18 protein-coding genes are annotated in these 24077 nt (G+C 72.3%); 9 read left to right on the forward strand and 9 right to left on the reverse strand.

Annotated features, from left to right (window positions below; genetic code table 11):
* Positions 1–65: 65 nt before the first annotated feature.
* The gene (locus tag OHA86_RS30360) at positions 66–1268 is read left to right on the forward strand and encodes an MFS transporter (RefSeq protein WP_329182616.1); all 1203 of its coding nucleotides are present in this window, start codon (positions 66–68) and stop codon (positions 1266–1268) included.
* Between the two features lie 30 nt (positions 1269–1298).
* On the opposite strand, the gene OHA86_RS30365 is transcribed toward OHA86_RS30360, so the two are convergent.
* The 4 genes from OHA86_RS30365 to OHA86_RS30380 form a co-directional block, all read right to left on the reverse strand.
* A complete protein-coding gene (locus OHA86_RS30365; protein WP_329180376.1) occupies positions 1299–2357 on the reverse strand; it encodes a hypothetical protein in 1059 nt (352 codons plus the stop codon).
* A 33-nt stretch (positions 2358–2390) separates the two neighbouring features.
* Positions 2391–2978 carry a DinB family protein gene (locus OHA86_RS30370; RefSeq protein WP_329180378.1) on the reverse strand — a complete coding sequence of 196 codons (588 nt, stop codon included), beginning with the start codon at positions 2976–2978 and terminating at the stop codon, positions 2391–2393.
* Between the two features lie 171 nt (positions 2979–3149).
* Entirely contained in the window at positions 3150–4856 is a 1707-nt protein-coding gene (locus tag OHA86_RS30375) for an aldehyde dehydrogenase family protein (protein WP_329180380.1), read from the reverse strand.
* Entirely contained in the window at positions 4843–6342 is a 1500-nt protein-coding gene (locus OHA86_RS30380) for an APC family permease (RefSeq protein ID WP_329180382.1), read from the reverse strand. Before OHA86_RS30380 ends, OHA86_RS30375 begins: the two co-directional genes overlap by 14 nt.
* Before the next feature lie 156 nt (positions 6343–6498).
* On the opposite strand from OHA86_RS30380, the gene OHA86_RS30385 reads away from it, so the two are divergent.
* Positions 6499–7107, forward strand: coding sequence for a TetR/AcrR family transcriptional regulator (locus OHA86_RS30385; RefSeq protein ID WP_329180384.1), 609 nt, complete (start codon positions 6499–6501; stop codon positions 7105–7107).
* On the opposite strand, the gene OHA86_RS30390 is transcribed toward OHA86_RS30385, so the two are convergent.
* Together OHA86_RS30390 and OHA86_RS30395 are read right to left on the reverse strand one after the other, a co-directional pair.
* Entirely contained in the window at positions 7104–8552 is a 1449-nt protein-coding gene (locus tag OHA86_RS30390; protein WP_329180386.1) for a flavin monoamine oxidase family protein, read from the reverse strand. The genes OHA86_RS30385 and OHA86_RS30390 overlap by 4 nt on opposite strands.
* Before the next feature lie 153 nt (positions 8553–8705).
* Entirely contained in the window at positions 8706–10646 is a 1941-nt protein-coding gene (locus tag OHA86_RS30395; RefSeq protein WP_329180387.1) for a discoidin domain-containing protein, read from the reverse strand.
* Between the two features lie 253 nt (positions 10647–10899).
* Here OHA86_RS30395 and OHA86_RS30400 point away from each other — a divergent pair, with 253 nt between their 5' ends.
* The 5 genes from OHA86_RS30400 (at position 10900) to OHA86_RS36170 (ending at position 18423) form a co-directional block, all read left to right on the forward strand.
* A complete protein-coding gene (locus OHA86_RS30400; RefSeq protein ID WP_329180389.1) occupies positions 10900–11898 on the forward strand; it encodes a LacI family DNA-binding transcriptional regulator in 999 nt (332 codons plus the stop codon).
* A 568-nt stretch (positions 11899–12466) separates the two neighbouring features.
* Complete coding sequence (locus OHA86_RS30405) at positions 12467–14431, forward strand: RICIN domain-containing protein (protein WP_329180391.1); 1965 nt, start codon at positions 12467–12469, stop codon at positions 14429–14431.
* A 230-nt stretch (positions 14432–14661) separates the two neighbouring features.
* On the forward strand, positions 14662–15489 hold the full coding sequence (locus OHA86_RS30410; RefSeq protein WP_329180393.1) for an alpha/beta fold hydrolase: 828 nt from the start codon (positions 14662–14664) through the stop codon (positions 15487–15489).
* 104 nt (positions 15490–15593) lie between these two features.
* A complete protein-coding gene (locus OHA86_RS30415; RefSeq protein WP_329180395.1) occupies positions 15594–17945 on the forward strand; it encodes an FdhF/YdeP family oxidoreductase in 2352 nt (783 codons plus the stop codon).
* 73 nt (positions 17946–18018) lie between these two features.
* Positions 18019–18423 (forward strand): hypothetical protein, encoded by a 405-nt coding sequence (locus OHA86_RS36170; protein WP_443071920.1) that lies wholly within the window; start codon positions 18019–18021, stop codon positions 18421–18423.
* Positions 18424–18450: 27 nt separating this feature from the next.
* Here the strand turns inward: OHA86_RS36170 and OHA86_RS30425 are convergent, their stop codons facing one another.
* Entirely contained in the window at positions 18451–20499 is a 2049-nt protein-coding gene (locus OHA86_RS30425) for a SpoIIE family protein phosphatase (RefSeq protein ID WP_329180397.1), read from the reverse strand.
* Positions 20500–20756: 257 nt separating this feature from the next.
* Here OHA86_RS30425 and OHA86_RS30430 point away from each other — a divergent pair, with 257 nt between their 5' ends.
* Together OHA86_RS30430 and OHA86_RS30435 are read left to right on the forward strand one after the other, a co-directional pair.
* The gene (locus OHA86_RS30430) at positions 20757–21605 is read left to right on the forward strand and encodes a helix-turn-helix transcriptional regulator (RefSeq protein ID WP_329180399.1); all 849 of its coding nucleotides are present in this window, start codon (positions 20757–20759) and stop codon (positions 21603–21605) included.
* Positions 21606–21782: 177 nt separating this feature from the next.
* On the forward strand, positions 21783–22628 hold the full coding sequence (locus tag OHA86_RS30435; protein ID WP_329180401.1) for an SAM-dependent methyltransferase: 846 nt from the start codon (positions 21783–21785) through the stop codon (positions 22626–22628).
* Positions 22629–22715: 87 nt separating this feature from the next.
* Here OHA86_RS30435 and OHA86_RS30440 read toward each other — a convergent pair whose 3' ends face one another.
* Together OHA86_RS30440 and OHA86_RS30445 are read right to left on the reverse strand one after the other, a co-directional pair.
* The gene (locus OHA86_RS30440) at positions 22716–23627 is read right to left on the reverse strand and encodes a helix-turn-helix domain-containing protein (protein WP_329180403.1); all 912 of its coding nucleotides are present in this window, start codon (positions 23625–23627) and stop codon (positions 22716–22718) included.
* A 95-nt stretch (positions 23628–23722) separates the two neighbouring features.
* Entirely contained in the window at positions 23723–23983 is a 261-nt protein-coding gene (locus OHA86_RS30445) for a DUF397 domain-containing protein (RefSeq protein WP_329180405.1), read from the reverse strand.
* Positions 23984–24077 lie beyond the last annotated feature (94 nt).

Here is a 24077-nt window from a genome sequence, read left to right on the forward strand (position 1 = left end):
CGACCCGGCGCGAACGGCTGGGCCTGCCCCAGGCGCGCGGCGCGGGACCGCTGCTGACGGCGGCCCTGGTCGACAGCCTGGGCACCGGGCTCTTCCTGCCGTACGCGCTGCTGTACTTCCTCGACACCACCCGGGTGCCGCTGTCCACGATCGGCCTCGCGCTCTCCGCCGCGGCGGCTCTCGCGCTGCCGTGCTCCGCCGTGTTCGGCCAACTGGTCGACCGGGTCGGCGCCCGGCGGTCGGTGGTGCTGGCGAATCTCGCCCAGGCGGCGGGCTTCCTCGGTTACCTCCAAGCGGGCTCCGCGACGCGGATCGTGGCCTTCGGATTCCTCGTCACCGCCGGCCAGAACCTGTTCTGGACCGCGAACGGAGTGCTGATCACCCAGGTCTCGGACGCGGCCGACCGGGTGCGCTGGTTCAGCCTGCTGCGGGTGGTGCGCAACCTCGGCACCGGAGTCGGCGCCCTGCTGGCCTCCGCCGCCGCCATGGGCTCCGCTCACGCCTGCGGCCGGGCGGTGGTGGCGGCCAACGCCGCCAGCTTCCTGGTGGCCGCCGCGGTGCTCGCCCGCTGGCGCCCGCGGGAGCCGCCGGCCGCCGCCGCACCCGCCCCGGCCCGCGGACCGGGGCGGGGCGGCTACCGCGAGGTTCTGGCGGACCGCCGGTTCACGGCACTCAACGCCGCCACCGTGCTCTTCGCCCACTGCCTGCTGGCGCTCCCGCTGCTGCTGGCGGTCTACGTCACCAGGTCCCTCGGCCGGCCCGCCTGGGTGGCGGGAGCCCTGCTCGCCGGGAACACCGCCCTGATCGTCGCCCTGCAGACCCCGCTCACCGAGGCCATGCGCCCGTACCGCGACACCCGCCTGCTGCGGCTGGCGGCCCTGTTCCTCGCCGCCTCCTCCGCCCTGCTCTGGGCGGCGCCCGCCGGCAGCACCGGGTGGACCACGCTGTCCCTGGTGGCCGCCCTGGCCTGCTACACCGCGGGCGAGATCATCTGCTGCCCCGTCCTCACCGACCTGGTGGCGACCCTGGCGCCGCCGGAACTGCGGGGCCGCTACTTCGCGCTCAACCAGGTCTGCTGGAGCCTGGCCGCCGTGCTGGCCCCCAGCGTCCTCACCCGCCTGCTGACCGCGGGAACGGCCGGCCTGTGGATCACCCTGCTGATCACGGCGGGAGCCGCGTCCGTCCTCGCCGCCGGAATCGACGCCGGATCCGGTGAACTCGCCGAGCCGCCTCCGGCCGGCGCGGCCCCCGATCCCTCCCGGCGCTGACCCGCCGGCGTCCAGGGGCGTGCCGCGGGCCTACCGCCCGGCGCGGGCGAGCAGGAGGATCTGGCTGGGTTCGTGCTGCTCCGGGCCGGGCCATCGGGTCGCGAGGCTCCTCCACGCCAGGCCCAGCAGCCGGGTCGCCTCCCTGTGACCGTACCCGGCCAGGGCTTCGCCGACGGCGAGGACGGCCGTGCGGACGCTTGCCAGCGTGCGGAAGTTCGACGGCGCTTCGCTCTCACGTAGCGCCGTCATGAGGTGCACCGCCCCGTCCAGGAGCGCGAGCACATCGCGAGGTACGACCGGCTCACCTGTCCCCAGCCGGTGGCGTGCGTCACGCAGGTCGCGGGCCGGGTCATCGGAAGGCGTGTGCCGCGGGAAGGCGTGCACGTCTCTCGTCGGAACGTCGCGCCATACGCGCGCCGCGTCGAAGCCGCCGGCCGCCGGCCGCTGCAGGGCGGTGAGGGCCAGCACCGCGGATTCCAGGGCGCTGTCGCGGTCGGTGGCGAGGTCAAGGGCGAGCGCGAGGCTGCGAACGAGGGTGCGGGCCGGGTCGAGGCCGAGCGCGGGGTCGAGGCCGAGAGCACGGACGGGGTCGGCGTCGGGGTCGAGGGCCAGGCTGAGCGCGCGGTCGGGTTCGAGGACGACGCTCAGGGAGCGGTCGAGAGCGGGGCCGAGGCCGGGGTCGGCGGCGGGACCGCGGTCGGGGCCGAGGCCGAGCACCAGGCCGAGCGCGTGGTCGGGGTCGAGAGCGGAGTCGAGCGCGGGTTCGAGGGCGTTGCCGTTCGGGGGGCGGAGGGCTTGGGCGATCGCGAGGAAGAGCGCGAGCGCACGGGCCGGGCGGGAGGCCGCACGTGGGCCGTCGGCGCCGGCGGGAGTGGTGGCGAGGGCGTGCGCCCAGCTCTTGACCCCGTGGCGTCCCCCGGGCGTCAGCAACTGGAGGTACAGGGCGGCGTCCCGGCGGTCGCGGGTTGCGGCACGCTCGATCTGCTGTGGGGTGGGTGTGTAGGGCCAGGCCACGCCGTCGGGCCGGTGGAGGAGGGTGCGGATCCCGTCGTGGGCCCAGACGGTGTGGCGGGTGAGGTCGGCGGCCATGGCGGTGACGGGGTCGGCGAGTCGCCCGGTGCGCTACGAGCCCGAGGCCGCCTCCTTGGCCGCCTGCTCCAGCCGGCTGCGGTACTCCTCCCACCACGCCGGGTCGCCGGGGGCCGTGTTGGCGCCACCGGGGCGCTGTCCCGCCGTGCCGTCGACCAGTTCACGGACGATGTCGGCATGTCCGGTATGCCGATGGGTCTCGCCGACCATGTGGACAAGGACGCGGCGCAGCGGCAGTTCGGACCGCCGGCCCCACGGCACCCGGCCGACAGCGTCGAGGGGGAGCGACTCGATCGTCACGTCCGAGTGGGCGCACACCCGGCGGTAGTCGCCGACGATCTGCTCGCGCGTCTCGTCGGCGGTCGCCCACAGGTCGGCGTTCGGCTCCGCGGCCCCCGCGATCCAGAGCGGCGGCCCTTCGACCGGCCGGCCGAAGGTCTCGCCGAAGTACGCGGCTTCGGCGCCGGTCAGGTGCTTGACCAGCCCCAGCAGATTGGTGCCCGTGGGCGTCATCGGCCGGCGGACGTCGTATTCCGACAGGCCTTCCAGCTTCCACAGCAGCGCGTCACGGGCATCCTGCAAGGAGAGGCGGAGATCGGCCTTCACATCTGCGTCGGTCATCGCACCAGTGTCCTGTCCGGCTGGTCACCGTCCACCGGTTTTTCCGCGGCTCCGTCGTCCGGCCAGGGAAGGGGAGCGCTGTTGCCGGCCGCAACGGGTTGCCGGCGTGCGGCCGGGAGTTCCCGGCCCCGCTGGGATCTCGGGGCCGGGAGCGCCGGTGCGTCGCCGGGGCTACCCCCGCAGGGCGGAGGCGAAGATTCCCGGCAGGGCGGCCCAGCGGGGGCGGGCGGCGAAGGCGGTCAGGCGGCGGCCGGTGACGTCGGCCGTGCGGTTGTGGACGAACCAGGGCGGGACCGGGGTCAGGGCGGCCTCGCCGTGCACCAGGGACCGGGGGGCCGGCCGGAACGGGCCGGACAGGACGGTCCGTTCGATGTGCGGGAGCAGCAGCGCGTTGTGGACGGTGCCGTTGCCGGACTGGATGTCCTGGCGAGGGTGCCCGGGGAAGGCGCCCCAGCCCGCGCGGGGGGTCAGGAATCCCAGCCCCGTCCAGGCGTTGACGCCGATCGTGCCGTAGCGCAGGTCGGCGACGGCGGCCTCCAGGGCGCCGCCCAGGGTGCGGCGGGTGGCGGGGTCGATGACGATGTTCGCGCCGAGCGTGCCGGTCAGGTTCTCGTTGGCGGCGGCTACGGCGGCGGGCAGGAAGTCGGCCGCGCCGCCGGGCAGTTCGGCGACGGCGAGCACAGGGGCGAAGTATTCCGTGCTGAAGGCGCTCTCCGCCGCGTCGTGCGGGTCGAGGCCGGTCAGCAGGGTGCGGCCCCCCGTCAGGTCCTGGGCTCCCGTGTGGGCGCCGCGCGCGCCGCTGATCGCCGCGTCCGCGCCCGGGTAGTAGACCGGGCGGGCCGGCGCGGTCTGCAGCGCGGTGCGCAGGGCGGCCAGGAACGCGTCCTTCTGCGGCCAGTCGGAGCTGAGGTAGACGACCTGGGTGGCCACGCAGTTGTGGCCGGAATTGTGCAGGCGCTGGGTGGCCAGGTGCCGGGCCTGGTAGGTCAGGTCGGCGGCCGACCAGCGGCCGGGCACGACGATGACGGGGCTGACGCCGCCCAGTTCGGCGGTCACCGGCTTGTCCAGGACGGGCCGGTCGGCGGCGCGTGCCTGCTCGCCGTCCGGGCCCGTGCCGTAGACGATGGCGTCGTGGGTGGCGGTGCTGCCGGTCAGGTGGATCGCGCTCACCTGCGGGTGGTGGGCCAGGGCCGATCCGGTGGCCGCGTCGCCGGTGACGATCCGGACCAGCCCGGCCTGGAGGTAGGGGGCGAAGACGTCGCGCCAGACCGGGGCCAGGGCGTCGGTGATCGGGTTGAGCTTGAGGACGACGACCCGGTTCTCGGCGTGCAGCTGGTGCAGGACGTCCAGCGGCGCGATCGCGGTGATGTTCCCGGCCCCGAGGACGAGCGCGGTGCCCCGGGTGGCGGCCGGGGTCCGCTGGGCGAGACCCACCTCGCGGTGCAGGTCGTCGGCGGTGACGCCCGGCGCGGTCCACACCTGCGCCGAGAAGCCGGACAGCAGCAGCTTGTCCCAGGTGTCGTACGGCAGCACCCGTACGGCGGTCCGCCCGCCGGGCGCGCCGCTCACCCGGCAGCCGTCCAGCGGGTCCTTGCCGGCCGCCAGCGCGTCCAGGGTCGCCGCCAGCGCCTGGGCGTAGGAGATGAACGCCCACGGGCCGCTGATCCACTCCTCGCCGCTCAGCGGTGACGACTCGGGCAGCCGCTTGTACGCGCAGGCCGCCCGTACCCAGTCCTGCGCGGCGGCCTGCGTGCGGCCCACCAGTTCGCGCAGCAGGTCCGCGCGGGCGCGCAGCCCGGTGTCGGCCCATCGGCGCTCGCCGGCCCGCAGGGCGTCGAGCGCCGGTTCGAGTGCGGTGGTCGGATCAGGTGCGGGCATGGTCGACTCCGTCCGGTACGGGCCCGGCGGCCGGCGCCGGCTCGCCGCCGTCGTCCTCGGCCAGGCGTTGGTAGGTGGCGGGGCGGGCGGCACGCAGCCAGCAGGCCCATCCGGCGCCGGCCGCAGCGGCGACCAGCACCAGCCACGGCAGCGCGTGCACCAGCGAGGACGTGGTGCCGGTCAGCGCGTCGAAGTTGCGCAGCACCAGGACCAGCGCGGCCAGCAGGCCGATGGCCCCCAGCCCCGGCGCGGCCAGCACCCGCCACCAGCCCGCGGTCGCCGCGGCGGCCGGGCGGCGCCGGAAGTAGGCGATGATCGCCACCGCTGCCGCGGCCTGGAGGGCGATGATGCCGACGGTGCCCAGCCCCAGCATGCTGGTGGCCATGTCCAGGTACGGGTCGAGGCCCGCGAGGGCGAAGGCGCCCGCGACGACCGCGGCGATCACGATCTGCACACCGCTGGCGACCGCGGGGGCGCCGGAGCGGTGGCTGGTGCCCAGGGGAGTGGGCAGCAGCCGGTCGCGGCCGAGCGCGTACATGTAGCGGCTGCAGGCGTTGTGCATGCTCAGGAGCGAGGCGAGCAGGCTCGTGCACAGCACGACCTCCATGGCCTTGCTCATCGGGCTGTCGACGTACTGCACGGTCAGCGAGATGAAGAGATTGCCCAGTTCGCTGCCGGAGCGCTCCTGCACGTGCCCCGCGCCGATCCCGCCGACCGCGATCCAGCTCGTCACCGCGTAGAAGACCGATATCAGCCCCACCGAGGCGTAGATCGCCCGCGGGACCGACCGCCGGGGATCCCTGGCCTCCTCCCCGTACAGGGCGGCGGACTCGAAGCCCAGGAAGGAGATGAAGGCGAACATCACCGTGACGCCGAGCGCGCCGTGCGTGGCGGTGTGCGGGGCGAAGGAGGTGGCGGGGAAGGCGGACGCGCCCTTGGAGAGGGTGATCGCCGCGTCCAGCACCAGCAGGATCACGACCTCGGCCGTCAGCAGCAGCGCCAGCGTCCGCGCCGACAGGTCGATCTGACGCCGGCCCAGCAGCGCCACGATCGCCAGCGCCGCCGCGGCCAGCCACGGCCAGGGGATCGTCACATGCGCCAGGTCGATCAGCGCCAGCCGGGTGAAGTAGGCGAAGGCGCCGGTCAGCCCGACCGCGAAGACGTTGTAGGCCAGCACCGCGACATAGGCGCCGGCCACCGCGGGCACCCGGCCCAGGCCGTGCCGGATGTAGGTGTAGAAGGCGCCGGTGCTCACCACGTGCCGGCTCATCTCGGCGTAGCCCACGCCGAACAGCAGCAGCACCACTCCGGCCATCACGAAGGCGGCCGGAGTGCCCGGGCCGGTGCCCAGCACGAACGCCAGCGGGAGGGTGCCGACCACGGCCGCCATGGGTGCCACCGCGGCCACCACCAGGAAGACGATCTTCGCCGTGGTCAGTGACCCGCCGGGCCGGGGCAGCGGCGACGGGGCTGGGGGACTGGTCATGACGCTCACTTTCTGGTGTTCACCGGTAAAGTCAGTCGGTCGTATGACAGTGCTGCGTGGGACACTGACACTGACGGAAACGGGACGCAAGAGACGGGGAGAAAAAGTGATGGCCCTGCCGCTGATCGCGCCGCTGACGTCGCAGGGAGGGCCGCGGTGACCTACATCAGCGCCGACGAGCGCAGGCCGGAAATCGTCGCCGCCGCCCGACGGGTGTGCGTACGCGACGGTTTGGCCAAGCTGAGCCTGCGCCGGGTCGCCGAGGAGGCGGGCATCGCGCTCGGCACGATGCAGCACGTCTTCCGCACCCGGGAGATGCTGCTGCGCGCGGTCGTCGAGGACGTCGACGCCGACATCGCCGCCGCGCTGCGCGCCGGGCTGTCCCGCAGCGCGGGCCTGGCCGGGACACTGCGGGCCGGCATCACGAATTTCTGGGACCAGATGGTCGCCGACCAGGTCGGGCTGCAACTCCTCCAGTACGAACTCACGTTGACCACTTTGCGCACCGAGGGTCTGCACGAGTTGGCATCCTGGCAATACCGCCGCTATATCGAGCTGACCGCGAAGTGGTGCCAGGAGGCCGCGGAGGCGGCCGGCGAGACGATCGCGATCGACTACGACGCGCTGGCCAGGGTGATCCTGGCCAGCATCGACGGGCTGATACTGCAGTACGTCGTCGACCCCGACCCGGTGCGCGCCAAGTCCGACCTGGACATGGTGATCGGCACCCTGACCGCGCTGGCCGCCCCGAGTCCGGCCGACTAGCCGGCGCGTGGCGCGCCGCGCGGTACGGAGGCCGGTGCGGCATCAGGCAGGCCGTCCGGCGCGGCGTCCGGTGTGTCGTCCGGTCTGTCGTCCGGCGCGGCCTTGTGCGCGGCCAGCACCTCCGCCGCGGCCCGCTTGCCCGAGCGCACCGCGCCGTCCATGTAGCCCATCCAGATCTCCGCGGTCTCCGAGCCGGCGAAGTGCACCCGCCCCACCGGCTCGCGCAGCCGCGCCCCGAACTGCGTCCAGGCGCCCGCGCCCAGCCGGCCGCCGTAGCAGCCCCGGGTGAACTCCTCGGCCGACCAGTTCAGTTCGGCCAGCGCCAGCGGGGACGACGCGTCGCGGCCGAAGAATTTCGTGAAGCAGGCCAGGACTTCGCCGCGGCGCTCCTCGGGACTCATCCGGGCCGCGCGCCGGGCCCGCTCGCCCTCCAGGAAGCCCAGCAGCACCCCGCGCCCGCCGCCGTCGGGGGAGTTGTCGAAGGTCACGCTCACCAGGTCGTCGGTCGACAGCGCGAAGCCCGACAGGCCCCGCTCGCGCCAGAAGGGCGTCGGGTACACCGCCTGCACCTTGACCACGGAGCCGGCCGGCACCTGCTGGGTGAGCTGGTCGCGGTCGGCCGGCATGGCGGGGCTGTACCGCAGCCGTCCGGCCAGCACCGGCGGCAGCGCCAGCACCGCCCGGCCGCCGCGTACCGCGAAGCCGTCGCCGCGGACGGTGACGCCCCGCTCGTCCTGCTCCACCGTGTGCACCGGGTGCGCGCGGCGGACCGCCTCGCCCAGGCCGGCCGCCAGCCGCTCGCTGATCTGCTGCGTCCCGCCGATCACCCGGGACTCCTGCGCGCCGCCCCCGGTGGACACCAGCATGTCCAGCATCCCGCCGGACTTGATGTAGACCAGGAAGTGCAGCAGTGTCAGTTCGCCGGTCTCGCAGGCGAAGACGGCCGGCACGATCAGCCGCCAGAAGCGCAGCGCCGCGGGATGGGCGCAGTTCTCCTCGAGCCAGTCCTCCAGGGTCCTGTTGTCCCACCGGCCCGACTCCGGCGCCGTCCACGGGGCGTCGAGCGGCACCCGCTGCGCCATCGACTCCAGCACCTGCTGGACCCTGGCCACCTCCAGCGCGGCCGGCTCCGGCAGCCCGAAGCCCGCCCCCGTGTAGCGCACCACCTCGCCGTCCATGCCCAGCAGATGCGCGCCGACCTCGTAGGAAGGGGACAGCGCCAGCCCCAACCCGTCGATCAGGTCCAGCACTTCGTCCTGGGTCGGGCCCACCCACTGCCCGCCCATGTCGAGCGTCACGCCGGCCACGTCCTGGCTCGCGGTGCGCCCGCCCACCCGGTCGCGTGCCTCCAGCACGCACACCGAGCGGCCGGCCGCCGCGATCTCCCGGGCCGTCACCAGGCCGGCGATCCCCGCGCCGACCACCACCACGTCCACGTCACTCACACCGCACCTCCGGAAAGCCAAGTCAGTCAGTCGTATGACTTGCTTTTCTTCGATAGCAGCACGAAACCATGAAACCCGCAAGAGAAGGAACAATCGGACAGGGAACCGCGTGTCGGGCCCGCGGGTTCGTCCTGCCCCGCGGGCCCGTTCGCGTCAGCGGTAGAGGCGCAGGTCGGCCAGGCTCCACCAGTTGCCGGCGGCGCCGGTCTGGGTGACGCGCAGGAAGCGGGCCGTGACCGGCTGCCGGAGCGCCGCGGTGGTGAGCTGGCCTGTGCCCGGGCCGGCGGCGGCGGTACGCCAGCGGGCGCCGTCGTCGCTGACGGAGAGCTGCCAGCCGCGCGCGTAGTCGCCGAGGTTGTCGCCGCTGTCGATCGCGACGCTGCGGAAGGAGGTGCGGCGGCCGAGGTCGAGCTGGACGAACTGGCCGGGCTCCTGGGCGGCGCCGCTGCTCCAGCGGGTGCTGCCGTCGTCGTCGGTCAGCGCCCCGGCCGGGTCCTGCCCCGCGGGCGAGGCGGTGGCGGTGGCACCGGTCAGGTCCAGCCGGCGCAGGGTCGTGCGCAGCTGCCCCGAGGCGGGCCAGGTGAAGGTGGCCAGGGCGCCGCCGGGCAGGGTGTAGTCGAAGGACCGGTCGCCGACCGCGACGGTGAAGGAGTGCGGGGCGTCGTTCTCGTTGTGGACGACCAGCGCGGTGGAGCCGTCGGGATTGGTGAAGGCCACATCGGTGAGCTGGCCGTTCCAGCCGGTGGTGCCGTAGCTGGTGCTGGCGATGCGGACGGCGCCGGGCTGCACGAACTTCGACAGGTGGCCGATGGTGGAGTATTCGGCGTTGGCGGTCACGGTGCCGTCCGGCCGCACGGTGAGCAGCGCGGTGCAGGTGTCGCAACCGCCGTTGTGCGGGCCGCCGTCGGCGTCCAGCGCGAGATTCCAGTCGGCGACGGACTTGGCCCAGTTGCGGGTGGTGCCGACGGTGATGGTGCGGGCGTGCCAGGTCAGGGTGCCGCGGAAGATCTCGGCGGGCGTGTCGGTGGCGCCGTGCAACCCCGAGCACTCGGTGAACCAGATGCCCTTGCCGGGGTGGGCGTCGTGCAGCGCGGTCTGGGCGCTCGGGTCGCCCGAGTAGCAGTGGTAGGCGGTGCCGGCGACCCACTTGGCGGCCGGGCCGTCCAGGATCTCGTAGGGGTAGTCGGTCTGCGGGTCCTCGCCGAGCTGCTGGGCGGTGGCGATGTCGTCGGGGTGGGTGGTCCAGTTGTGGTCGTAGGCCAGGATCCTGGTGTGCAGCCCCGCGGCGCGCAGCAGCGGGCCGAGCGCCTCGATGACCTCGGCCTCCTGCTGGACCGGCAGGTCGGTGCCGGGGTACGCGTTCGGCTTGCGGTTCTGCGGCTCGTTCTGCACGGTCAGGTAGTCGACCGGGACGCCCTCGGCCGCGTACGCCTGGACGAACTTCACCAGGTAGCGGGCATAGGCCCGGTAGACCGCCGGGTCGTCCTTGAGGTGGCCGCCGGCCAGGGATCCCGAGTCCTTCATCCAGGCCGGCGGGCTCCACGGGGTGGCCAGCACGGTCAGCTGCGGGTTGAGCTGCTCGGCCTGCCGCAGCAGCGGCAGGATCTGCGCCCGGTCGTGGGCGATGCTGAAGTGCTTCAGCCCGAAGTCGGTCTGCCCGGCCGGCACGTCGTCGTACGTGTAGTGGGCCGCCGCGGCGGTGAAGTCCGAGGAGCCGACCGGCTGGCGCAGGAAGCTCACCCCGATGCCGGCCTTCGGGTCGAACAGCCGCCGCATGGCCGCGTCCCTGGCCGTCCGCGGGAGCGCGCCGAGCACGGCCGCGGACGAGTCGGTCAGCGCGCCGCCGAAGCCGTCCATCCGCTGGAAGCGCTGATCCGGGTCCACGGTGATCGTCGTCAGGTCCGACGCCCCCGGATGGAAGGCGACCGGTGCCTGCCGCTGCAACTGCGCCGAGTCGTCGGCGGTCGTCAGCCACACCTGCGCCTGGGGCGCCGCCTGATGGGGGCGGCCGGAGTGGGAGGCGTACGCGGGGGCGGGCAGGCAGGCCAGGCACAGTGCGGCGGTGAAGGCCGCCGCACCCAGGGCGCGTCTCATGGTGGTTCTCCTCGGTAGCGGCGGTGCGCTGGACGGAAGGGAACGGCAGCGGTGCCGGAGGCGGTGAAGGCGGGCCGCGCTCCGGCGGGGTGGTCCGTGGGCGAAATCAGCTGTGAAACGTAATGAAACACATTCGAAACCAACGCGGCGATCCACAGCAAAGCGGGGGTTCATTCCCGATGTCAAGGCTTGTGCAGGCCGGGTGCATAGACTGATTTCGTGGAACGAATCGATGTAACAGATGAGTAGGTCGGTGAGCAGCGGGATTACCCGGCGCAGGATCGCGGCCGAGGCCGGGGTATCGATCGCGACCGTCTCGCGGGTGATGACGGGCAACGGGCGCGTCGCGCCCGGCACCCGGGAGCACGTACGGGCCGTCGCCGACCGGCTGGCGGGTGCCGCGTCGGACCGGGCCGCCGCCCCGGACGGGGCCGTGCTGGTGCGCTGCCCGTACGCGCTCACCGGCTACTTCGGGGCCGTCGTCTCCGCGGTCGCCGAGACCTTGAGCCTGCACGGCCGGCAGGTGGTGCTCAGTGCGGGGGACGCGGCGCGCGGCAGCGGGCTGCTGCACCGGCTGTCCTGCGACCGGCGGACCGCGGGTGCGGTGCTGGTCCTTCCGCCGGAAAGCGCGGCGGAGCTGGTCGCGCTGCGGGCGCGCGGCTTCCCCTTCGTCGTCGTCGACCCCCGCACCGCGCTGCCCCCGGACATCGCGTCGGTGGCGGTGGCGCACCTGCCGGCGGCCCGCGGGCTGACGGCGCACCTGCTGGGCCTCGGCCACCGGCGGATCGGTGTGATCGGCGGCCCGGCGGAGTGGCTGACCAGCCGCTCGCGTATCGCCGGACATGCCGCGGCGCTCGCCGAGGCCGGCCTCGCGCACTCCCCGGAACTGCTGCGCAGCATCGAGCCCACCGCCGACCGGGGGTACGAGGCGGCCCGCGAGCTGCTCGGCCTGCCGCGGCGGCCCACCGCCCTGGCGGCGTTCAACGACACGGCGGCCGTCGGCGCGCTGCGGGCGGCCCACGAACGCGGGCTGCGCGTGCCGGAGGACCTGTCGATCACCGGGTTCGACGACACCGACTCCGGCCGGTCCACCGTGCCGCGGCTCACGACGGCGCGGCAGCCGCTGGAGGAGGTGGGCCGGCTCGCCGTCCTGCTGCTGGTGCGGCTGCTGGACCGGCGCACCGCGGAGACACCGCACCGGGAGCTCGCCGCCGACGTGCTGCTGCGCGACTCCACGGGGCCGGTGGCCTGACCTTTGTGAACAGCCCACCACGGGTGGGCCTTTCCTTGATGAAGTGAAGGATCGCCGTGGCGCGGGGGAGCGTTGTGGCGAAACTTTTTTCGTCACGCCCTCTTGACCGCCGCCTTGGACTGGACCACAGTCTGGGGACTGAAGGCAACACGGCATCAGCTCAACCGCTGACAACAACCCTTGAACGCAGGGCGGTTGTCACACCGTCCTGGTGACTGCGCCGCACAGGGCGCGCGACCGCTCCGGCGGACGGCGCTCGGCGGCGTCCTGGCGGCGTCCTCGCGGGAGCCTGCCCTTTTCGAGGCTGTCCCGCCGCGGCTGCCGGCCTTCCCCCGCCTTCCCCTTCGCTCGTCACGCCGCCCCGGCCCGTTCCGTTCCGTTCTGTTGTGGACCCGGCCGGGTCCGCGGAGACGGCCGCTCCGCCGCGCCTTCCCGCCATCCACCGGCCGGCCCGACACCCACGGTCCGGGCCGGCGCTTCCCGCCGTCCTCAGGAGAGGTCCATGCGTCTGCGCCATCCACGCCCCCGGCGTTCCCCCGCCCCTACGCCCCTCGGAGGCAGCCGCCGGATGATCCTCGCCGCCACCGCGGTGGCGACCGGTGCGCTGCTCGCCCCGGCGGCCCTGTCCGCCGTCAACGCGACTCCCGCCGCCGCGGCCACCACCCCGGTGCAGGTGTATCTCAGCTCGGAGTCGACCGCGCCGGGGTTCGGCCCCAGCAGCGGGAGCTGGTTCACCGACCCGGCGACGGGCCTGGCCGCCACCCCGTACAAGCTGTCCAAGCAGGCGGACCTGACCACCGCCGCCGCGTCCGGCTCCGCCACCATCACCGCCGACACCGGCACCCACTACCAGTCCGTGCTGGGCGTCGGCTCCTCACTGGAGGAGTCGACGATCTACAACCTGTCCCGGATGAGCGCCACCGCGCGCACCGCCGCGCTGCACAAGCTGGTCGACCCGGTCAACGGCGCCGGCTTCAGCGTCGCCCGCATCCCGCTGGGCACCAGCGACTTCACCTCCCGCGCCTTCTACACCTACGACGACGGCTCCGCCGACCCGAGCCTGTCGCGCTTCTCGATCCAGAAGGACATCGACTACAAGATCATCGATGTGCTGCGCGAGGCGAAGACGATCAACCCGAACCTGCTGCTGTTCGGGAGCGTGTGGAGCCCCCCGGCGTGGATGAAGAACAACAACAGCCTGCTCGGCGGCTCGCTGCCCGACTCCAACATCCCCGTGCTGGCGGCCTACTTGCGCAAGGCGGTCACCGCCTACGCGGGCCAGGGCCTGCCGCTGTACGCCGTCACGATGCAGAACGAGCCGCTGTTCTCGCCGCCGGACTACCCGGGCATGACCCTGTCCGCCGACCAGGAACGGCGGGTCGCCACCGCCCTGCGCGGCGAACTGAACAACAACGGGGCGGCCAGTACCAAGATCTGGGCCTTCGACCACAACTTCTCCGACGGCCCCGGCTACACCGCCGGCGTCCTCGGCAACCCCGGCTCGCCCAGTGACGCCTTCAACGCCGTGGACGGTGTCGCCTTCCACGACTACGGCGGCGACCCCACGTCCATGGGGCAGGTCAAGGCCAGCTACCCCACCAAGGACGTGGCGATGACCGAACGCGCCGTGTGGGGCACCTCCGGCGCCGACCGCATCGTCCAGTACTTCCGCAACCAGTCGATCATGTACGAGGACTGGGTCACCATGCTCGACCAGAACCGCGCCCCCGAGCAGTGGTCCGGCTCGCCCGACCCCAGCATGCTCATCCAGTCGCCGAGCAGCCCCGACACGTACTGGGCGCTGCCCGACTACTACATCATCGCGCAGTTCTCGAAGTTCGTGGCCCGCGGCGCCACCCGCGTGCAGACCAACAACGGCGGCAGCGGCAGCACCACCAATGTGGCCTTCCTCAATCCCGACGGCACGCTGGTGACCGTCGTCGTCAACCAGACGGGCTCGCCGCAGCCGTTCACCCTGCGGGTCGGCGACCAGCAGGTCGCCGCCACGCTGCCCGCCAAGACCGTCGGCACCTACCTGTGGCCCGGCGCGAACAGCGGTACCGGAACCGGAACCGGCGGGAACGGGCCGATCGATTCGTCGAAGTGGTACACGGTGAAGAACACCAACAGCGGCAAGTGCGTGGATGACGCCAACGGTTCGACCGCCAATGGCGCCGCCGTTCAGCAGTGGGCGTGCCAGACGGGGAGTGCGAATCAGCAGTGGCAGTTCCAGGCCACCGACAGCGGTTATTTCAAGGTGGTCAGCCGTAATGCGGGTTCGGCCGTCTGGGATGTGACGGGTGGTTCGGGCGCCGGCAATGGCGCGAAGATCCAGCTGTGGGCGTACGGGTCGGGTACGAACCAGCAGTGGAAGCCGGTCGCCGGCGCCAACGGGACGTACACCCTGACTCCGCGCAGCAATACCGGTGCGTGCCTGGACGTCACGGATGTCTCCACCGCGGACGGTGCCCGGCTCCAGCAGTGGACCTGCACCGGCGGAGCCGCCCAGAGCTTCACCCTCACCGCGCAGTAGACCGAAAGGGAATTCCGGGTGGGCCGTCCGCCAGCGGGCGGCCCACTCTTATCTGTGCCCGTCATCCGGATGGCGAACGGAATACCTTTCCGCCGCCGGTCGCGAGGGGCGGCGATGCCGCTCGGCGCGCCGAGGGGACGGCTCGTGGGTATCGTGAAGCGGGGATGTCCCTTTTGGGCGTCCCCGGCTGTTCGCGGTCCTCCATTTCCTCGCGCGGCAGGAGCCGGCTCATGCCCTTCATCAAAGCGAAAGACGGAACAGACATCTTCTACAAGGACTGGGGATCGGGTCAGCCGATCGTGTTCAGCCACGGCTGGCCGCTGACCGCGGACGCCTGGGACCCCCAGTTGAAGGTGGTGGCGGACAACGGCTTCCGCGCCATCGCCCACGACCGGCGCGGCGGCGGACGCTCGGGGCAGACCTGGGACGGGAACAACCTCGACACCTACGCCGACGACCTCGACGCGCTGATCGAGGCGCTCGACCTGCGGGACGTCATCCTCGTCGGCCACTCGACCGGCGGCGGCGAGGTGGCCCGTTACATCGGCCGGCACGGCACCGAGCGTGTCGCGAAGGCGGTCCTGCTCAGCGCGATCCCGCCGCTGATGCTCAAGACCGACGCGAATCCCGAAGGCCTGCCCATCGACGTCTTCGACCAGATCAGGGCCGGTGTCGAGACGGACCGCTCGCAGTTCTACCAGGACCTCAGCGCGAACTTCTACGGCGCGAACCGCGATGGCTCGACCGTCAGCCAGGGCACGCGCGACGAGTTCTGGCTGTGGTCGATGCAGGTCGGCATCAAGGGCGCGTACGACTGCGTCAAGGCCTTCTCGGAGACCGACCTGACCGAGGACCTCAAGCGGATCGACGTCCCGACGCTGATCGTGCACGGCGACGACGACCAGATCGTGCCGATCGTCGCGGCGGGCGAGAAGTCGTCGAAGATCGTCAAGGACGCCACCTTCAAGGTCTACCCCGGGGCGCCGCACGGCCTGTCGATGGTGCCCAAGTTCGCCGGGCGCTTCAACGCGGACCTGCTGGAATTCGCCCGCTCGTAGAAGCTGTCCGGCGGATCTCCCGCCGGACCTCCGGCGTGCCGTGTCCCGTGCTGTGCCGAAAAATATAGATTTCCCGGGAATTGACGCACAGCAAAGGGCCCTACATGACTGCATCCGATGTGAACCGGGGACCGGCAGGCCCGGACGACGGTGCGGTCGGCCGTACCCCGACAGGGGGGGACGGCCCCGCGGACAGGAAGCGGCCCTCCCAGCGCCTGTACAATCACCCCGCCGCCGGCTGGGGCGCCGCCAAGAGCGTCGGCCGGGTCCTGGTGAAGGAGCACGCGTTCGTCGACGGGCCGCGGGCCGTCTTCAGGATGAACCACGAGAACGGCGGGTTCGACTGCCCCGGCTGTGCGTGGCCCGACGACATCAAGGGCCTCAAGCTCGACATCTGCGAGAACGGCATCAAGCACGTCACCTGGGAGATGACCCCCAAGCGGGTCGGGGCCGACTTCTTCGCCCGGCACACCGTCGCCGAACTGTCGACGTGGTCCGACTTCGCGCTGGAGGACCAGGGGCGGCTGACCGAGCCGGTGGTCTACGACGCCGTCCGCGACCGCTACGCGCCGATCTCCTGGCCGGACGCCTTCGCGCTCATCGGCCGCGAGCTGCGCGGCCTCGACAGCCCGAACGAGGCGGCCTTCTACACCTCGGGGCGGCTCGGCAACGAGGCGACGTTCCTCTACCAGCTGATGGCCCGCGAGTTCGGCACCAACAACCTGCCCGACTGCTCCAACATGTGCCACGACGCCTCCGGCCGCGCCCTCCAGGCGGCCCTGGGAACCGGCAAGGGCACCGCGGACCTCGCCGACTGGGAGGCCGCCGACGCCCTGTTCATCATGGGGGTCAACGCGGCGTCCAACGCGCCCCGGATGCTGACCGCCCTCGCCGACGCCTACCGGCGCGGCGCCCAGATCGTCCACGTCAACCCGCTGATCGAGGCCGCGGCGACCCGGACCATCGTGCCGCACGACATGACCGACATGGCGCTGTTCAAGTCGACGCCCACCAGCACCCTCACCATCCAGGTGCGGGTCGGCGGCGACATGGCCTTCCTGCGGGGCGTCGCCAAGGCTGTCCTGGAGGAGAGCGCGCACGATCCCAAGGCCCTGGACCACGAGTTCATCGGCCGCTACACCTTCGGCTTCGAGGACTACCGGGCCCTGTGCGAGGCCACGTCCTGGGAGCAGCTGGAGGAACAGTCCGGGGTCCCCCGGGCCGACATCCTCAAGGCCGCGCGGATCTACTCCGCCTCCGACCGCACCCTGGTCAGCTGGTGCCTGGGGATCACCCAGCACGAGCACGGCGTGGACACCGTCCGCGAGATCGTCAACGTGCTGCTGCTGCGCGGCAATCTCGGCCGGGAGGGCGCCGGGCCGTCCCCGGTGCGCGGGCACAGCAATGTGCAGGGCAACCGCACCTGCGGCATCGACCACCGCCCCACCCCCGACTTCCTCGACCGGCTCGCCGACGCCTGCGGCATCGACCCGCCGCGCGAGCACGGCCTGGACACCGTCCGCACCATCGAGGCCATGAACGAGGGCCGCGTGAAGGTCTTCCTCGGCATGGGCGGCAACTTCGCCCTGGCCGCGCCCGACACGGCGTACACCGCCCAGGGCCTGCGGCGCTGCGCGCTCACCGTCCACGTCAGCACCAAGCTCAACCGCAGCCACCTCGTGCACGGCGGGAAGGCGCTGATCCTGCCGTGCCTGGGCCGTACGGAGAAGGACCACCAGCGGCGCGGCGTCCAGGGCACCACCGTCGAGGACTCCATGAGCATGGTGCACCTGTCGGTCGGCATGAAGAAGCCGGCCTCCCCGCATCTGCTGTCCGAGCCGGCCATCATCGCCGGCATCGCCAGGGCCACCCTGCCCGGCAGCCGGACCCCGTGGGAGTCCTACATCGAGGACTACGACCGTATCCGCGACACCATGGCGCAGGTCCTGCTCGGATTCGAGGACTTCAACCGCCGGGTACGGCTGCCGCTGGGCTTCCGGATCCGCCAGCCCGCCCGTGAACTGGCCTTCCTCACACCGTCGGGCCGCGCCGAATTCTCCGCCGCCGGCCTGCCGGACGCTCCGCCGCCCGGCGACGTGATCGTCCTGCAGACCATGCGCAGCCACGACCAGTGGAACACCACGATCTACTCCGACAACGACCGCTACCGCGGGGTGAGCAACATCCGCACGCTGATCCTGATGAACGGCGAGGACATGCGCGCCCGCGACATCGCCACGGGCGACCTGGTCGACATCACCGCCACCGCGCGGGACGGCAGCCGCCGCCGCCTGAAGCGCTACCGGGCGATCGAGTACAGCATGCCGCGCGGCTGCGCGGCCGGGTACATGCCGGAGATGAACGTGCTGGTCGCCGCGAGCGACTACAGCCGGCAGAGCGACCAGCCGCTGATGAAGAACATCATGGTGCGCGTCACGCCGAGCCCGCAGCAGTAGACCGCCGCAGTCAGGCACCGTCGCCCGTCCGCGCCGGAGACACGCCGGCTTCCCGACGCACGACGAGGACACAGTGACCAGACCACCCGAGGCCGTCCTCCACTTCACGGCCGTGGCCCCCGGGCCGGCCCAGCTGCTGCCCGCCAGGGAGCAGATGGCCTTCACCCTGGGCTTCCACATCATCCTGGTGCCCTTCGGCGTCGCCCTGACCACACTGATGCTCGTCGCGAATCACCGCGGCCTGCGCGAGAGCGCCGCGGCGGCCGTCGCGCTCGTCGTCGCCGGCTGGGGCGTCTCGCACTACCCCTGTCTGCTGGGCACGCGTCCCTCGCTGGACGAGGCCGCGTCCCCCGACGCCACCCTCGACGTCGTCGGGGTCGTCTGCGCGGCCGTGGTGCTGATCCTGCCGTCCCTGGTGCTGCTGTTCCGCCTCGCGGGGCGCGGCAGCATCGGCGCCGGGCCGCCGCCGTCCGCCTGACCGCCCGGGCCCCGGAGGCATCGGGCCTCACGGCGGTTCGTCCAGCGGTTCCTCGACCCAGACGGTCTTGCCTTCCGGCGAGTAGCGCGTTCCCCAGCGGCGGGCCAGGGACGCGATGATCAGCAGGCCGCGGCCGGTCTCGTCCTGGGCTCGCGCATGGCGCAGGTGCGGCGCCGTACTGGACTCGTCGGACACCTCGATCGTCAGGGAGCGGTCGTGGATGAGGCGCACCCGCGGATTTCCGCTGGCGTGCCGCAGCACATTGGTGACGAGTTCGCTGACGACCATCTCCGTGGTGAAGGACCAGGCGCCGAGGCCCCAGTCCGCGAGCTGCACGCCGGTCCTCTCCCGGCAGTCGGCGACCGTCTCGGCGTCCCGCGTCCCGGTCCAGGTGGCGACCTGGCCGTTGACCAGGCGGTGCGTGCGGGCCGCGAGGACGGCGGCGCCGTCACCCGCCCGGCTCGGCAGCAGGCCGTCGACGATGCTGTCGCAGGCCGCCCGCGGATCCTGGCCGGAACGGGCGGCGGCCCGCTCCAGCTGGTCCATGCGCTCCGCGGCGTCCGAGGCGGGTTCGATGAGCGACTCCGAGTAGAGGGTCAGCAGGCTCTCCGGAGCCAGAACCGTACGGCGGACCTCGTAGGCCGCCCCCTGCCCCAGCGGCGGCCCCACCGGCATGTCCAGGCGGCTCACGGCCCCGTCCGGCGTGGACACCAGCGGCGCGGGCCAGCCGGCGGCGGCGATGGCGAGTTCGCCGGACACCGGGTCGTAGACGGCGTACTGGCAGCGCGGCGCGTCCGCCGACCCTGCGGCCCGCTCCTGCCGCGCCGCGTGGTCGGGCACGATGCGGTGGGTGGCGTCGTCGAGGTGGGCCAGCAGCTCCTCCGGCGGGAGGTCCAGGTTGGCGAGCGTGGTCGTGGCGGTGCGGAACCGCCCCATGGTGACCGTCGCGTGCAGCCCCTGCTCGGGGACCTGGCCGATGGCCAGGCCGACGCGCGCGCCGGACAGCGCGATGACGTCGAACCAGACCGTCTGCCGGCTTCCCGGCGCGTGGAAGTGCGCGGTGGTGACCGCGGAGACCTCGGGGAAGGTCCGCGGCAGCAGGCTGCGCTGGAGCGTGACGGCGGTGGTGCGCTCCCGGGTGTAGCGGCGCGCGTTCTCGATGTGGATGCACGCCTTGGCGCTGACCTGCTCGGCCAGCTTCACATCGGTCGCGTCGAAGTCGAGCGGATGCCGCGGCCCGCGGTAGAAGCCGGCCAGGCCCAGCACGCGCCCCTGCGCCGACAGCGGCACGATGATCATCGAGTGGATCCCGGCCGCCCGCAGCGCGCCCGCCCGCGCGGCGTCGTGCGTCAGCCAGTCGGCGGGCGCGGAGCGCGGGTCCAGGAGCCGCGGGGCGACGTCGCCCAGCACGTCGGTGTACGGGGTGGGGAAGACGAAGTGGCTCGTCTCGCCGACCGGGTAGATGCCGCGCAGCTCGCCCCGGGTCTCGAACGCGGCCCGGCGCAGCGGCACGTCCGCGCCGACGGGCGGTTCGGGCGGGGTCTCGCCCTGGAGGACGGAATCGACGAGGTCGACGGAGACGGCGTCGGCGAAGTCCTCGACCGCGATGTCCGCCAGCTCACGGGCCGTGCGCATCGCGTCGAGGGTGGTGCCGATGCCCTCGTGGGCCCGGGCGAGCAGTTCCGCGGCGACCCGGGCGCGGGTCTCGTCGGTGACGTCGTGGATCACCGAGCCCACCCCGATGGTGCGCCGCGCGTCCTCCAGCGGGAAGGCGGTGACGGCGAAGGTCCGCCGGTGTCCCCGCCCGTCGTGCCCGTCGACCCGCTGCTGGACGGCCGCTTCGCCGTCGGCCAGGACCCGCTGGAGCAGCGGGGCCAGCGGAAGCCGTGATCCCAGCGCCTTCACCGGCCGGTTCAGGACCTGGTCGGCCCGCCGCCCGCGCATGGCCAGGGCGGCGGAGTTGGTCCGCAGCACCCGGAGGCCGGCGTCGTATATCTCCAGGCCCGCGGCGGACTGCTCGAACGCGGTGCGCTCGTACGCGGCCTCGATCGCGCTGAATGAGCTGTCGTGTGCCACTACAGGCACCTCCTCGCGCCGCCTTCCCCGCGTGTCCGGGCGGCGTGCCGACAAAGCGGCCTTTCTCCCAGGTTACGGGCAGGCTCCCGGTTGGCAAACGGCCGCCACCGGCCGGGCGGGCGCGTGCTCCGCCGGCCATTGCAGGACCGGCGCCCGCCGCCCCCGGCTACGCTGAACGGCGGTTTCCCGCTTCCGGACGACGCGTCACGGTGTGTTGCGGGCCGCCGCGTCCACCCGGTGCTGCCTAGTGTCGGCCTGTGGACTCCTGGAGCGGCCCCGGCGAGAGCGGCGAGATCGACAGCAGGCCGCTGCCGGAGCTGCTGGTCTCCTGGCGGCGGCGCGTCGACCGGTCCGACCTGCCCGAGGCGGCCGACGCGTTCGCGCGGGAGCGGCCGGGAGCCGGCCTGTCCCGGAGCGCGGTCGCCCGGCTGACCGGGGTCACCGAGGACTGGTACGGCTCGCTGGAGCGCGGCGAGGACACCGACTGCTCGGAGGACTTCCTCGACCGGCTCTCCACGGCCCTGCGGCTGAACCACACCGAACGCACCACCTTGTATCTGCGGACCACGGGGCAGCCGCCCACCTCCGCCGCCATCCCGCAGGCGGAAGCCGCGGTCGAGATGGACGAGTTGCTTCAGCGCTTCATCGACAACCAGTCCCACCCCGCCTGCGTGGCGGACGTCGCATGGAACGTGATCGGCCACAACCAGCAGATGCGCGACTGGTTCCCCTGGGCCGCCCACCAGGGCAACATCATGCGCTGGGCACTGCTGAGCCCGGACGCCCGCGAGCAGCTGGTGAACTGGCGGGAGGACTGGGCCCGCGCCTACGTCGGCCAGATCCGCCACGCGCGGTCGCACTACCGGAAGAACGAGGCCCTGCGCCGCCTCAAACGCGACCTCCTGTCGCGCTCGTCCGACGTCCGGGACATGTGGCACCGCCGGGAGGTACGCGAACACGGCGACGGCAGCATTCGCAAGCTCCGGCTGCCGTACCACCAGGGCCGCGAGATCGTTGTCCACATTGTCGCCCTGCGGCCGATGCGCAGCGACCGGCTCCGCGTCTTCGTCCTCATGGAAGACCCCCCGAGCGTCATCGGCGGCTGACCGAAGGCGCTCGGACTTGCGACGCTGTCGCGGTCCGGTCACTGTCGGCGACGAAAGCCGGATCCTCGTGCAATCCGCCTGCACATGCATAAGGTGATCTCAGCAGAGCGCGGCGCCGGCTCAGCTCCGGTCCCGGCGCCGGTTCCGGTCCGGAGCGCGATCGATGGGGGCAATGGTGTGAGCGACGAATTACCACAGGCCACGGCGGACGACGAGGCCGACGAGGCGGACCGCCTGCGGCAGGACATGCCGCACAGTGCGCGAATGTACGACTACTTCCTCGGCGGCAACACCAACTACGCCGTCGACCGGGACGCGGCCGAGGAAGTCATCCGTTTCTTCCCCGCGGTACGGACGGTCGCCCGGGTGAACCGCGCCTTCGTGCACCGCTCGGCGCGATTCCTGGCCCGCGAGCACGGCGTCCGGCAGTTCCTCGACATCGGCACCGGCATCCCCACCGCGCCCAATCTGCACGAGGTGGTCCAGGACGAGATAGCCGCGGCCAGGATCACCTATGTGGACAACGATCCGATCGTGCTGGTCTACGCGGACAGCCTGTTGCGCAGCTCGCCCGAGGGCGCCACCGGTTACGTCGAGGCGGATGTCCGCGATCCCGCGCACCTGCTGGACGTCGTACGGGAGCACGGCTGTCTGGACCTGACCCAGCCGGTCGGGCTGAGCCTGAACGCGCTGCTGCACTTCGTACCGGACGAACTGGACGCCTACGGCGTGGTGAACAGCCTCGTCGAACCGCTCGCACCGGGGTCGTACCTGACGATCTCGCACTGCACCCCGGACTTCGCGCCGGACGAGTGGGCGAGGATAGCCGCGGTGTACGGCAAGAACGGCACAGCGCTCCAGGTGCGCACCCGCGCCGAGGTGCTGGCCTTCTTCGAGGGTCTCGAACTGCTCGCCCCGGGCGTGGAAGTGGCCCACCGATGGCACCCGGAGCCGGCCAGCGGACCGTCGCTGATCTCCGACGCGGAGTCGTCGCTGTACGCGGGAGTGGCGCGCAAGTCCTGAACGGGCGGCGCGAGGGCGGGCCGACGGCGCACAAAGCGCCGTCGGCGGGGAGCCGGCCCGGCGGCTGACGGCCCTGCTGGGGCCGGCTCAGCAGTATTTCTTGTAGTAGTCCTTGAGCTTCTGCAGGCAGGCCGCCGGTCCCAGCGAGCTGACCATCAGCCGGTCGAAGCCGCGTTCGTAGCTGTCGACCTCCTGCCGGTCCTGGAGGTACAGCCCGCCGTTGCAGCGCTCGACGTAGACGATCGCGGGCAGTTGGTTCGCGGTGAAGTCGAAGACCGTGGTCGTGCCGATCTGCACCGGGAGATTGAGCTTGCTGGACGGGGCCAGCCGGAAGCTGATCCGCTCATGTGCGGCGAGTTCGATCAGCCGCTCGATCTGCCGGCGCATGATCGTGTTCGTCCCGTAGCCGCGGGACAGCGTGACCTCGTCCACAATGCTGATCAGCAGCGCGGAGGACTCCCGGAGGAAGCGCTCGGTCCGCATGGCCCGCAGCTCCATGATCCGCTCGGTCGTGCGCGCGTTGGGCTCGGGGGAGTTCGCCTTGACCAGGGCCCGGGTGTAGTCCGGGGTCTGGAGCAGCCCCAGCAGCTGGCCGCTCTCGTAGGACCGTATCCGCGCGGCTATGTCCTCCAGGCTGACGTACGTCTGCAACTCCTTGGTGGCGACGTCCCGCCAGGCCTCCCACCACCCCTTCTCGTTGGCCTGCTGGGACAGTTCCAGCAGCCGGGTGCGCTCGGCGGGGTCCACGACCTGGTAGATGTCGAGCAGGCACAGGACATCCTTCTGCTTGAAGTCGTGTTCCCCGCTCTCCAGGCGGCTGATCTTGGAGGCCGAGCAGCCGCCGATCTCCTGCGCCACCTGTTTCTCCGTCAGGCCGAGCGCGTCGCGGTGTTTTCGCAGCGTCTCACCGAAGATCATGCGCTGCGCGGTCGGCGCCCGGCCGGACAGCGGTCGGACATTGCGGACTCCCCGCGGGGCGCGGGACGGCTGGGCAGACACGGGCAGGCTCTCCCTCGCGCTGAGCGGGCACATTCATGGCCCCCTCATCCTGCCTCAGTCATATGAGATCGGAAGTTGCCAAGCCGGGCGGCCGGTTACCGCCGTCCAGTGAACTCGCCGGCCGCCACCGCGGCAACGAATGCCCGTACTTCGCTGCGGTCGAAGGTAAGAACTGCGCCCTCCGGGTCCTTCGAGTCGCGGAAACCGACCGTTTCCTGACCGAAGTTGCCCACCTCCACGCAGGCGCTCTGATGGTTGCTGTAGGTGCTTTTCTGCCACGCCACGGCTAAGCCACCCGCGCCGTGTGCTCCCAGCAGGTGTTTTCCTTGATCCTTGGGGTGCCTCTGACCGGCCATGAGTCCTCTTCTCGTCCCTGGTTGGATGATCAAGCCCGCTGTCTGCAAATGCAGATGAGAGGCCCACTTGAAGGATGACCAACTCCCACCCGCT

Origin of the sequence: Streptomyces sp. NBC_01477 (assembly GCF_036227245.1) — a bacterium.
Taxonomy (GTDB): Bacteria; Actinomycetota; Actinomycetes; order Streptomycetales; family Streptomycetaceae; genus Actinacidiphila.